Genomic DNA, 12,093 nt, shown 5'->3' on the forward strand with positions numbered 1-12,093 from the left:
AAGGGGGGAGAACGGTGTGGTCAGAAGTGAAAAACGTTTTATCTCGCATGATGTCCTCGCTCGCTTTTCACACATGGATCGAAGGAACGACAGCGACGATGGAAGACGATAAAGTCGTTATTCATTGCACGAACCCATTACAAAAAAATTGGCTTCAAACGTTATATACGTCTCACATCGAACAAGCGATTGAAAAAGTTTGCGGCAAACGACTGCCTATCCAGTTTGAGGCGCCCCATGAGCTGTCTGATGAACAATTTATGCGCATGTGGAACTACATGATCGCCCTTGAAAAACAGACGTGGAACCTCGAAGCGCGCGTAACGAAAGTGGAACGACGAATGGAAGAAATAGAAAAAGAAGTAGCCCAACTACGTGAACGTACTGACTTCCTTGAACGATTACTCGCAACCGATGAACAACCCGTGCCGAAAACGTATATTCATTAAAAAAGGTGTTCCAGCCAGCGGAACACCTTTTTTATTAACATTTTTTGTAATGTACCGTCATACATAACTTTCCACAACAAATAGAACCACCGGATCCTCCTAAACAACGAATAGATACATTTCTTAGACTATTAAATGTCTTAGAAAACGATTGTCCCTCTTTTAGTGTAGTAATTAATGTTTGATTCACACGTACTTCGACACCATCACAACTATTTTCCACTAGTACCGTTACTGTTCCAAATGGTTTAATGACATCCCCATCAGCTTCCCAAATTGTACGATCTGTACTGTCACAACTAAACTCCCAATTTTGACAAATTTCATCCGTCACGATTGGACGGTCTGGACAACATCCGCTACAGCTCATTGTATCCGCTCCTTCTCATCTTTTATTAGAAGAATGATCTTCCTCTATATACAATGCAAAAAATGAAAATGTGTATAGGATTTTGTCCTTTGTTTCGCACCTATTTTTTATTACATTTTTTCACCGTACGCCTATGCACGAATGTACATCGACACATAGTATGATATATCGAATGAAAAGGAGGGAGTGGCAGGTGGAGAAGCATTGTGTTCATGTAGAGAAAGTGTTTGATTGGGTTACGCGTTCGGTAAAATTAACGAAAAGAGGGGCGTTGACCGAACCGATTGTCGAGCACAATATTTGTGTTAACGTTTGTGCGCCATGCGGGGAAAAAACGATCGTATGGTCAGCGGAAGAACATGTGCATGCGTTTGGAACGGTGACGGTTGTATATGAACAAGGTTGCGGACAACAAATGGACGTCTTGATTAACGGAGAAATCGCATGTTCATTACAAGAAGGGGAATCCCGTTCATTGACGATGGCGCGTTTACGCGACGTGCATGTTGAATGTAAAGGAAATGGCACGTGCATCGGACGCGTATGTATCCAACTCCATCAACAGCTCGATCGTCTTGGCGATTGTGAACATATTCGTTGCATATTGACCGATGCGTGCGGACAGCCGATTACACCAGAACAAATCGTTTGTCATATACTTGATGAACGACAGACGGTGCAAGTCATGTTGCCAAACGGAAAACGAGTTGAGCTACAGAAAATATATGTTCTTGTCGAAACATTTGTCGTATTACAATGTACGCGGAAAGATGGTACGGTATGGAAGACAAAACCGATTTCATTAGCAACGGTCGAAGACGTGTTATTATGTGCTCCATCGGGGACGAACGTCGTCTGTGAAACGGTTGTAGCTGACTGTAAAGCGGCGCTTCTTTCGACAACGTGCCCGCAAATATTCATTTCTGTTCATCTTTGTCAACATATTCAATCGCTCGGACGTGTGAAAGTTGAAATTGACGGAAAAACGTGTACACCACGTATTGAACAACAAGTAGACGTATGTCCTGCCCATCTTTTCATTCCGAGCTGTCCACTACTGTAAAAAAGAGAGCGACGCGTGAAGCGAAGCTCTCTTATAGTGAAAAGCCAAATATGCCCGAAATAAAACAACTGTTTACGACCCATGTTTCGTTTGTGGTTGTCAGACGCACAGTTCCTTTTCCGACGTCATCGACTGTAACATTTTGCACATTGTTAAATTGCCCGGTAGCTAATGTGTCGACATCTATCGTCTGTCCTTGAATACGTTGCAAAAAGCTTGTAATGGAACGTTCGCAACAATCGCACGTTTCGTCAATGGCGGGAAGATGAATATTTTTTAGCGCATCTCCTCTCACCCCAACGACATTACAAATCGGAAAAGCGGCAGAACGTCTATTTTGTCCGCTTCCAGGAATCGTACCCGTGACGATTAAGTCATTTACGATCGTACCGACTATAAAATTATTATTTCCTTGTCCTAGTCCTGTTTGGTCGAGTGTGGCAATATCGACTTCTTTTCCGTTTAGCTGTGCTAATACATCTTTCATTCCTTCGACACAGCATGGGCATTCATCGCGTTGTGGCGGCATTGGTTTATGACGCGTTGGTGCACAACAACATTTTTTCATTTCGTTTCCTCCTCTCTACTTTATCGTATGAATGAGAGAGAGGAACGGTGTGGACGGGCGGTTACAAAAACGGATTGCGCCATTCCATAAGCAAGGCGTAGTTGCACGATTGGGCATCTTCTAAATAGTTGGCGACGAGTTTCACTGGCGTGCGCCCACAACGAAGTAAAAATGTAATGACAGGGTCTTTCAGTTTTCCTTTGATTACAGCGTCTACATATTGTTCAGCGGTCATTTCACTCGCGTATAGATGATACCCCGGCATCCGACTGCCACCTAATAGTCGTTCAAGCTTTTGCTGGACGACAACTTCGTACATCGATTGCATCAACCATTTTCCTAAGCCGAGTTTTCGATATGATGGGCGGACACCGATGTCAACGACGTATAGCGTATTGCCGTTTCGGTTATGGTTGCGAATATATCCGTTATCCGTTATTTCTTCCCACGTATGATCGGCATCGCTTGGATGAAAGTTCACGATCAAACCGGTCATCGATCCGACGACTTCCCCGTCCACTTCGACACATAACGCCCCCTCTGGAAAAAGTGTGATATGATTCATAAGCTGTTCTTTATTCCACCATAGTTCAGATGGGAAAGGAGGTGGAAAACTTTCTTGCTGAATGCGAATTAACGCGTCGATGTCTTTTTCTTCGTAGTTACGAATGATCGCAGGAATTGGACGATCGCCATGAAAGACGTAAAGTTGCTTTTTATACATCGTTCTCCCCCTTATGTCCAATCTGTATATAAATCCGTGCGCCGATCGCGCCATGTTGTTACCGATCCGCGTTCGCGAACGTCGTAAAGAAGCTGTAAATCAAGATCAGCCGTAATGATCATATCGTTATTGATTTCTCCTTCCGCTAAAATGCCACGCGGTGGAAATGGAATATCGTTCGGTGTAATGATCGCTGCTTGACCGAAGTTTGCCCGCATAAAATCGACGGTTGGCAACGAGCCGACTGTTCCTGTCGTGACGACGTACACTTGGTTTTCAATGGCACGGGCGTGGCATGTATAGCGTACGCGATGAAACCCGTGGCGGTCATCGGTGCATGATGGGCAAAAAATGACGTCTGCTCCTTTTGCGCGCGCCATGCGCACGATTTCAGGAAATTCGATATCATAACATGTTAAAATGGCAATCGTTCCTTTCGTTGTTGGAAAGACGCGCAATGTATCGCCGCCATGCATATTCCATTCGTTCACTTCCGTCGGCGTAATATGCAATTTCGCCTGTTCAGCAATCGTTCCGTCAGGATAAAATAAATGAGCGACATTATATAGCCGATCTCCTTTTTTTACGACATGCGTCCCGCCGATGATATGCATATTCGTCTGTTTCGCCAGCGTGGTAAATAGCGAACGATATGCTTCTGTAAACGTCGGAAGCTCGTCGATCGTTAACGCTTCTTTCGTGTCATCGCCAATGGACATGAGCTGTGTCGTCATAAACTCTGGGAATAAGACAAATTCAGCCCCAAATTCTTGTGCTGTTTTTACATAATGTTCAACTTGTTTTGCGAACTGTTCAAACGATTGAATCGTATGTAAATGATATTGCACCGCACTGACGCGCATTTTCAATGAAAACACCTTCTTTTTTGTATTTTTTCACTATTATAGCGAATATGTTTTATTTTGTCTGAATGGAAGCATTGTTTGTGTAGAAAAAACGATATGTGTGCTACAATAGCGATAAAAAGGAGGAGATACAAATGAGTGTTTACGATTTTCATGTGCGCACGATCCGTGGTGAAGATCAATCGCTAGCACGATATAAAGGAAATGTACTATTGATCGTTAATACGGCAAGTAAATGTGGATTGACGCCGCAATATGAACAATTACAACAGCTATATGATAAATATAAAGATCGTGGTTTTGTTGTGCTCGGTTTCCCGTGCAATCAGTTTGGAAATCAAGAGCCGGGATCGGAAGAAGAAATTTCACAATTTTGCCAATTGAATTATCGTGTAACGTTTCCGATGTTTGCGAAAGTGGACGTAAACGGTCCAAACGCCCATCCGCTGTTCGTTTACTTAACTGAGCAAGCGCCAGGTGTGTTAGGAACGAAAGCGGTGAAATGGAATTTTACAAAGTTTTTAGTTGATCGAAACGGGCAAGTGGTCGCGCGGTTTGCGCCAACAACAAAGCCGTTAGAACTAGAACAACATATTGAACAATGGCTTAGTGAAACCGTCTCTGAATGAAAAGAGGCGGTTTTTTGTTGGGCGTAATGGATATGTCTATACGAAATTTCTTTTAGTGCATATGTTGAGATAGTAGGGATTTATGTCAAATAGGAGGGGTTATATGTTCATTGAGCCATGGATTGTCGATGAAACGATGCACGAATTTTTCGTACCGGACTATATTGAACAAATGGCAGAAGACGTTTTGCGCCATTACGATTTGTCTGTTCAAAGTAGGCAAGTCGTGACGACGAAGCCAGATAAAGGGGGAGCGATTTGGAAATTAGAAACGAACAAAGGTCCGAAAAGTTTAAAATTGCTCCATCGCCGGCCAACGCGCAGCTTATTTAGCCTTGGGGCACAACGATATTTAGTCGATGTGCAAAAAGCCAACGTCCCGCCGATCGTACAAACGAAAGACGGAATGGATTATGTGGAGGCGGGCGGAAAACTATGGTTTGTAGCGGAGTGGATTGAACCGTTATTTCCAGTAGCAAAAGATTTAGAAGGAGCAAAGCAGCTTTGTTATGCGCTTGGCGAATTTCATCGTTTAAGCAAAGGATACGTTCCGCCTAAAGGGGCAGAAATCGCTTCGCGGTTATATAAATGGCCGAAAACGTATGAAAAAACGATTAGTAAAATGGACTGGTTTCGCCAATTAGCTAACGTATATAAAGAAATGCCAGCAAGCGCCATGTTATTGCAAGTTGTCGACCACTTTCAAGCTCAAGCGCGTGACAGTTTTATAAGACTTCAACAATCGCCATACAACCAACTCGTTGAGCGCGGACATAGCGAATGGGGGCTTGTGCATCAAGATTATGGGTGGTCGAACGGTCAAATGGGTGCAAATGGCATGTGGATTATTGATTTAGATGGTGTTGCATTTGATTTACCGATCCGCGACTTACGAAAACTCATCTCTGGTACGATGGCTGATTTATATCGTTGGGACGTTCATTGGGTGCGTGAAATGATTCGAGCATACCACGAAGCGAATCCAATTGACGCTTCATTATATGATGTATTGATGATCGATTTGTCACTTCCGAATGAATTTTACAAAAATATAAAAGAAGTAGTATATGACCCAGAGTTATTTCTAACGGAGCAAACAACGCAACTTATCGACATACTCGTTGCTACAGATGAAACAAAATGGCCAGTGCTTGCAGAAATTGAAAACGACTGGAAGGAGAATAGAAATATATGAACGTTTTAATGATTTGTACAGAAAAACTACCTGTTCCTCCCGTACTTGGTGGTGCGATTCAAACGTATATTGCAGGCATTCTTCCTCATCTTCGTCACGCACACCGCATTACTGTGCTAGGTGTACAACACGAAACATTGCCAAACGAAGAGACGATCGACGGTATCCACTACGTACGTGTTCCAGGGAACGTATTTGATACGTATTGCGATCACGTCGTTCAATATGTGAGAGATCATACGTTTGACCTCATTCATATTTTTAATCGTCCACGCCTTGTTTTACCCATTCGCCAAGTTGTTCCTCATGCAAAAATTACGCTCAGCATGCATAACGACATGTTCCAACTAGCGAAAATCAACCGTGAAGAAGCAGAACAAGTGGTGCGGCAAGTATCAGCGATTGTGACGATCAGCAACTACATCGGTCAAGTCATTCGCGAGCTATATCCAGAAGCAGAAGGAAAACTGCGGACGATTTACTCCGGTGTTGACTCCGAGCGGTTTTTGCCAGGGAGCCATCCGTATATGGCGTCGATTCGCAAACAGCTGCGCCAAGCGCACGGAATAGATCAAAAAACAGTTATTTTATTTGCCGGTCGGTTGTCGCCGAATAAAGGGGTTGACAAACTCATTCAAGCGCTGCCGGAACTTGCGAAACGATTTAACGATTTAGCGCTCGTCATTGTCGGAAGCAAATGGTTTAGCGAAGAAGGGACAACCGATTATATTGCTTACATTCGTTCGCTAGCTAAAAGATTGCCTGTCCCTGTTGTAGCGACAGGATTCGTACCGCCAAATGAAATTCAAAACTGGTTTGCAGCTGCTGATTTGTTCGTTTGTACATCGCAATGGCAAGAGCCGCTTGCTCGTGTCCATTATGAAGCGATGGCGGCAGGGCTTCCGATTGTAACTACTGCTCGTGGCGGCAATCCTGAAGTTATCGTTCCGAATGAAAATGGTGTCGTTGTCGAAAGACCAGAAGATCCGCAAGATTTTGTGGAAAAAATGACACAAATCTTATCAAATCGCATACTAATGAAAAAAATGGGGGACAACGGACGAAAATTAGCTACGTCGCTTTATCGTTGGGAACGCGTGGCTTCCGATTTGCTACATGTGTGGCAACATGTCGAACAAACCGATCTTTCGTTTGCACAAGCTGTGGTTCCTGTTGAAGCACCGATCGAACAAGTCGTTGAAAAACCGATGCTCGAGCCAATTCCACAACGTGAAAAAGCCGCGCCAAATAAGAAAAGGAAAAAAACATTTGTATGGGCGATTACAACATAAAACTCCCACTTACGTTTGTGGGAGTTTTGGCCTTGTTTGCATATATAAATAAAAGTCATCATTTTGTTTTTCTGTTATCACATCGCGTAAAATTTGGGCGAGTACAGTGCTATATACGGTTCCGTTGTCCCCGTAAGCATAGACGAAATAACAATTCGGGAAGGAATCATATACACCAATCATCGGAAGGCCATCATGCGTCCCGCCGTAAAAGGCAGCTAAATAAAATTCAGGAACGACGTGAATATTAGGAAATAGCCGATGAAATTCTTCAATCAGTCGTTCTTTTTTATGCATGAGCTTCGCGTCACGGTCGTCTGCATAAGCGGTATTTTCATCTAGCCCACCGATAATAATGCGATTATCAGCCGTTGTGCGCATATATACATACGGGCGCGCCGTTTCCCAAATGAGCGTTCGCTTATACCAACTTGAAAAATCTTCAATCCGATTTGTAATGACAGCGTACGAACTAACGAGCAACGCCTTCTTTTCTTGCTTTACTTCTAACGTTTCGTAACCTGCGGCGAAAATGACTTTTCGTGCTCGAATGCTATATCCGTTTTTCGTATAACATGTTGCCATATGTTGTTCAAGTTTTTTTCCGTTCATTTCTGTTTCTTCAAACACGCGCACGCCGCGTTTTTTTGCATATTCCAACAGTCCGATCGTTAATTTATACGGATTGAGTTCCCCATCGCCTGTTGTATATAAAGCCGCATGTTTTTTAAACGGATAGTGTTGGCGTATTTGTTGTTCATTTAGCCAAACAACGGGATAGCCTTGCTTTTTTAATGCTTCATATTCTTTTTCAAGTTTTGCTACATCTTCGGCAACGCTCGCATAATACAAACTATCTCTCCGCTTAAATTCTGTATCAATATGTAATTGATTTGCCGTTCGTTCAAGTTCATTGACTGCTTGTTGACAAAGTGTCAAATGTCGGGCGGCATACGTTTCTCCAAAACTGTTGACAAGTTCAAAAAACATTTTATCCCCGAGACATTGAATAAGCGCCGTGTTTGTCATTGTACTCCCGTATCCCGCTTTTCGTTTGTCGATGACGACAACGTCTAAATCGGTTTCACTTAAATAATAAGCACATAACGCCCCTGATCCGCCCGCACCGACAATTAATACGTCACATTGAATATCCTCGTCTAGTGGTGGATACGAAGGAGCGTCGGGAAACGTCGTTGGCCAATATAGCTTTCCTGTTTGCAAATTCATGGCGACAACCACCTTCCTTGTTTGTTTTGGTCTTTTTTAGATTGACCTGCATATGTAAAAGTATGCGACAAGAAAAACAACCTTTATATATTGACATAACAAAACGCTTTCTTATTTTTGGAATATTTGATAAAATGAACGAAATGACAACAGGAGTGCAAGAAGGTAGGGATGGTGTGTGAAAGTATTCCTCGACTTAATGTGGTTTTTTAAGCAAGAAAGAAAAGCGTACATGATTGGAATTATATTGCTTGCGATTGTTTCATTGCTTGAGCTTATTCCTCCAAAAGTGATTGGGCATGTTGTAGATGCTGTCAAAACAGGGGAATTGACGAAAGAAAAGCTTATCATGTGGTTAAGTTTGCTTGCAGGTGTTGCGCTTTGTATGTATGTTTGTCGTTACGTTTGGCGAACGATGATTTTCGGATCAGCGGCAAAGCTCGCGCGCTTGTTGCGCGATCGGCTGTATAGTCACTTCACAACGATGTCTCCATCATTTCATCAAAAACGTCGCATCGGCGATTTAATGGCACATGCGACAAACGATTTGCAAGCGATTCAACAAACTGCTGGCGTTGGCGTTTTGACGCTTGTTGATTCATTATGTATCGGAGGCTTTGTCATTGCGACGATGGCATTTACAATTAGTTGGAAACTAACGCTTATTTGTTTATTGCCGATGCCGCTTATGGCGTATTTAACGAGCTACTACGGCTCGTTGCTTCATCAACGGTTTCATCTGGCGCAAGAGGCGTTTTCTGCATTAAACGATAAAGTACAAGAAAGCATTGCTGGTATTAAAGTGATAAAAACGTTTGGACAAGAAAAAGAAGAAATTGAATCGTTTCGAATGCAATCAGATGATGTCGTCCGAAAAAATATGGCTGTTGCTCGCATTGATTCATTGTTTGATCCAACGATTTCACTCATTGTCGGCGTATCGTTTTTCTTAGCGATTGTTTTTGGGGCTCGTTTTGTCGTTCAAGGAGAGTTAACGATCGGGCAGCTCGTTTCATTTACGATGTATTTAGGACTTCTCATTTGGCCAATGTTGGCGTTCGGTTGGTTATTTAATATTGTAGAACGCGGTCGTGCTTCATATGACCGTGTGTTATCGTTGCTGCGCGAACAACCGGATATACAAGAAAATGACGCATTGCTTGATGAAGTACCGACAGGGAATATCACGTATGATCTTCGTTCCTTTACATATCCAAATGAAACGAAGCCAACGTTGCAAAACATTCAGTTTACATTAAAAAAAGGAGAAACGTTAGGGATTGTTGGAAAGACAGGAGCTGGAAAGACGACGCTTTTGAAAGTGTTACTGCGCGAGTTTGTTGGCATGGATGGTGACGTTTATTTTGGTGGACGTTCGATTACGCAATATCGAATCGAACGGTTGCGCGAAGCGATCGGTTATGTGCCGCAAGATCATTTTCTTTTTTCTACCTCTATTCGCGATAATATCGCCTTTGCACGACCAGAGGCAAGTCAAGAAGAGGTGGAGCATGTCGCTAAACTCGCTCACGTGCATGAGGATATTTTACAGTTTCCTGACCAATACGCAACAGTTGTTGGTGAAAGAGGTGTGTCGTTATCAGGAGGGCAAAAACAACGGCTGTCGATTGCGCGCGCATTGTTGCTTGATCCTGAAGTGCTCATTTTAGACGATTCATTATCGGCTGTCGATGCACAAACAGAAGAGCGCATTTTACAGGCGTTAAAAGAAAATCGCGCCGGGAAGACGACGATGATTGCCACACATCGACTAAGCGCCATCCAACATGCGCACCTTATTTTAGTGCTTGAAGATGGGAAAATTGTTCAACGTGGTACGCATGACGAGCTCGCTGCACAAGACGGATGGTATCGCGATATGTACGCTCGTCAACAGCTCGAACAACTCGTTGAACGTGGAGGGATACAATGAATCAACGGCAGGTGTTTATGCGGCTAATGAGCTATGCTATACCGCACCGAAAATCGTTATTGTTTGCTTTTTTTCTTTTGGCGTTAACGACCGCAGGAGAAGTACTTGGTCCGATTATTGTAAAAATTTTCATTGATGATTATTTAACGCATATGACGTTTCCGTTTCAAGCGATGATCGCACTAGCAACTGCTTACGCTACGATACACATCGGAAAAGTCGTTCTTTCTTATTTTCAATTGCTAAAGTTTCAAGAAATCGCATTAAAAATTATTCAACAACTGCGCATGGATGTATTTGCAAAAGTACAATCGTTGGGGATGCGTTATTTTGATCGCACACCGGCTGGGAGCATCGTCTCACGAGTGACAAATGATACGGAAGCCATTAAAGAAATGTTTGTTGAAGTGCTTGTCACGTTTATTCAAAGTGCTTTTTTCTTAGTTGGTGTGTTTGTCGCGATGTTTTTGCTTGATGTGCGATTAGCGGCTTTTTGTTTAGTCATTTTACCGATTATTTATTTTATTATTCGTACGTATCGAAAGTATAGTTCAGTATTTTATAGCGATTTGCGTGAGCGATTAAGTCAACTGAATGCGAAGTTAAATGAATCGCTTCAAGGGATGGCAATTATTCAAGCGTTCCGTCAACAAAAGCGGATGAGGGAGCAATTTGGTGCGATTAATGAAAAACATTATATGGCGGCGATGAAAAACATTAAATTAGATAGTTTGTTGCTTCGTCCCGCGACAGATGTCGTTTATGTGTTTTCGCTTATTGTCGTTTTAAGTTATTTTGGTTTTTCTTCTTTTCAAAGCCCGGTTGAAATTGGTGTGTTATACGCCTTCGTCAACTATTTAGAGCGATTTTTTGAACCGATTAATCAAATGATGATGCGCTTATCGATGTTTCAACAAGCGCTTGTTGCTTCATCGCGCGTGTTTCAATTGCTAGATGAACGGGAAGAAGAACCGAAACAAGACGAACGGCCGCTCGTTATTGAAAAGGGCACGGTTGAATTTCGTAACGTATCGTTTAGCTACGATGGAAAACGTGATGTGCTAAAAAATATTTCGTTTATTGCTCGACCAGGAGAGACGGTTGCGCTCGTCGGGCATACAGGGAGCGGAAAAAGCTCGATTGTTCAATTGCTTATGCGCTTTTATGAATTTGAACGTGGGGATATTTTCATTGATGGACAGTCTATTAAAGCGTATCCGAAAAAGGAATTACGAAAAAATATTGGCCTTGTGCTTCAAGACCCGTTTTTGTTTTACGGAACGGTGCGCGATAACATCCGGCTTCATAACAAAAATTTGACGAATGAACATATTGAGCAAGCTGCCAAATTTGTTCAAGCCCATTCGTTTATTGAAAAGTTGCCGAAAGGGTATGATCATCCGGTGACAGAGAGGGGCACGACGTTTTCAAGCGGACAACGGCAGCTCATTGCGTTTGCCCGAACGATTGCGATGAATCCGAAAATATTAGTGCTTGATGAAGCCACAGCAAATATTGATACAGAAACAGAAGAAGCCATTCAACAGGCACTTGAAAAAATGCGAAAAGGACGAACGACGATTGCGATTGCCCATCGCTTATCAACGATTCAAGATGCGGATCAAATTCTCGTCTTGCATCAAGGGGAAATTGTCGAGCGCGGCACTCATCAACAGCTGCTTGCAAAACGAGGGTTGTACTATCGTATGTACGTATTGCAAAATGGATTAACGGAAGATGCTTATGTATAAGTGAACATATTTGTTGAAACCGC

General features: G+C 42.8%; 12 protein-coding genes. 7 read left to right on the forward strand and 5 right to left on the reverse strand.

The window, feature by feature from the left end; genetic code table 11:
- Positions 1-14: 14 nt before the first annotated feature.
- Positions 15-449 carry a DnaA N-terminal domain-containing protein gene (locus ASC42_RS07570; protein WP_055441244.1) on the forward strand — a complete coding sequence of 145 codons (435 nt, stop codon included), beginning with the start codon at positions 15-17 and terminating at the stop codon, positions 447-449.
- Between the two features lie 34 nt (positions 450-483).
- Here the strand turns inward: ASC42_RS07570 and ASC42_RS07575 are convergent, their stop codons facing one another.
- Positions 484-819, reverse strand: coding sequence for a DUF3992 domain-containing protein (locus ASC42_RS07575; RefSeq protein WP_055441245.1), 336 nt, complete (start codon positions 817-819; stop codon positions 484-486).
- Positions 820-1,012: 193 nt separating this feature from the next.
- Between ASC42_RS07575 and ASC42_RS07580 the strand changes: the two genes are divergently transcribed.
- Positions 1,013-1,882 carry a BMQ_0737 family morphogenetic spore coat protein gene (locus tag ASC42_RS07580; protein ID WP_245191158.1) on the forward strand — a complete coding sequence of 290 codons (870 nt, stop codon included), beginning with the start codon at positions 1,013-1,015 and terminating at the stop codon, positions 1,880-1,882.
- Between the two features lie 31 nt (positions 1,883-1,913).
- On the opposite strand, the gene ASC42_RS07585 is transcribed toward ASC42_RS07580, so the two are convergent.
- The 3 genes from ASC42_RS07585 to ASC42_RS07595 form a co-directional block, all read right to left on the reverse strand.
- Complete coding sequence (locus tag ASC42_RS07585; protein ID WP_055441247.1) at positions 1,914-2,450, reverse strand: hypothetical protein; 537 nt, start codon at positions 2,448-2,450, stop codon at positions 1,914-1,916.
- A 61-nt stretch (positions 2,451-2,511) separates the two neighbouring features.
- Positions 2,512-3,174 carry a GNAT family N-acetyltransferase gene (locus ASC42_RS07590; protein WP_055441248.1) on the reverse strand — a complete coding sequence of 221 codons (663 nt, stop codon included), beginning with the start codon at positions 3,172-3,174 and terminating at the stop codon, positions 2,512-2,514.
- An 11-nt stretch (positions 3,175-3,185) separates the two neighbouring features.
- Positions 3,186-4,043: a carbon-nitrogen hydrolase family protein gene (locus ASC42_RS07595; RefSeq protein WP_055441249.1), complete on the reverse strand. Its 858-nt coding sequence runs from the start codon at positions 4,041-4,043 to the stop codon at positions 3,186-3,188.
- 131 nt (positions 4,044-4,174) lie between these two features.
- Here ASC42_RS07595 and ASC42_RS07600 point away from each other — a divergent pair, with 131 nt between their 5' ends.
- The 3 genes from ASC42_RS07600 to ASC42_RS07610 all read left to right on the forward strand — a co-directional run bounded on the left by ASC42_RS07600 (position 4,175) and on the right by ASC42_RS07610 (position 7,156).
- On the forward strand, positions 4,175-4,669 hold the full coding sequence (locus tag ASC42_RS07600; protein WP_055441250.1) for a glutathione peroxidase: 495 nt from the start codon (positions 4,175-4,177) through the stop codon (positions 4,667-4,669).
- 103 nt (positions 4,670-4,772) lie between these two features.
- A complete protein-coding gene (locus ASC42_RS07605; protein ID WP_167338100.1) occupies positions 4,773-5,864 on the forward strand; it encodes a CotS family spore coat protein in 1,092 nt (363 codons plus the stop codon).
- Positions 5,861-7,156 carry a glycosyltransferase family 4 protein gene (locus ASC42_RS07610; protein WP_055441252.1) on the forward strand — a complete coding sequence of 432 codons (1,296 nt, stop codon included), beginning with the start codon at positions 5,861-5,863 and terminating at the stop codon, positions 7,154-7,156. Before ASC42_RS07605 ends, ASC42_RS07610 begins: the two co-directional genes overlap by 4 nt.
- A gap of 9 nt (positions 7,157-7,165) precedes the next feature.
- On the opposite strand, the gene ASC42_RS07615 is transcribed toward ASC42_RS07610, so the two are convergent.
- Positions 7,166-8,386: an NAD(P)/FAD-dependent oxidoreductase gene (locus tag ASC42_RS07615; RefSeq protein ID WP_055441253.1), complete on the reverse strand. Its 1,221-nt coding sequence runs from the start codon at positions 8,384-8,386 to the stop codon at positions 7,166-7,168.
- A 178-nt stretch (positions 8,387-8,564) separates the two neighbouring features.
- Between ASC42_RS07615 and ASC42_RS07620 the strand changes: the two genes are divergently transcribed.
- Positions 8,565-10,319 carry an ABC transporter transmembrane domain-containing protein gene (locus ASC42_RS07620; RefSeq protein ID WP_055441254.1) on the forward strand — a complete coding sequence of 585 codons (1,755 nt, stop codon included), beginning with the start codon at positions 8,565-8,567 and terminating at the stop codon, positions 10,317-10,319.
- Positions 10,316-12,070 (forward strand): ABC transporter ATP-binding protein, encoded by a 1,755-nt coding sequence (locus ASC42_RS07625; RefSeq protein ID WP_055441255.1) that lies wholly within the window; start codon positions 10,316-10,318, stop codon positions 12,068-12,070. Before ASC42_RS07620 ends, ASC42_RS07625 begins: the two co-directional genes overlap by 4 nt.
- Positions 12,071-12,093: the final 23 nt, after the last annotated feature.

The sequence above is a fragment of the Anoxybacillus suryakundensis genome, from assembly GCF_001418025.1.
Taxonomy (GTDB): Bacteria; Bacillota; Bacilli; order Bacillales; family Anoxybacillaceae; genus Anoxybacillus; species Anoxybacillus tengchongensis.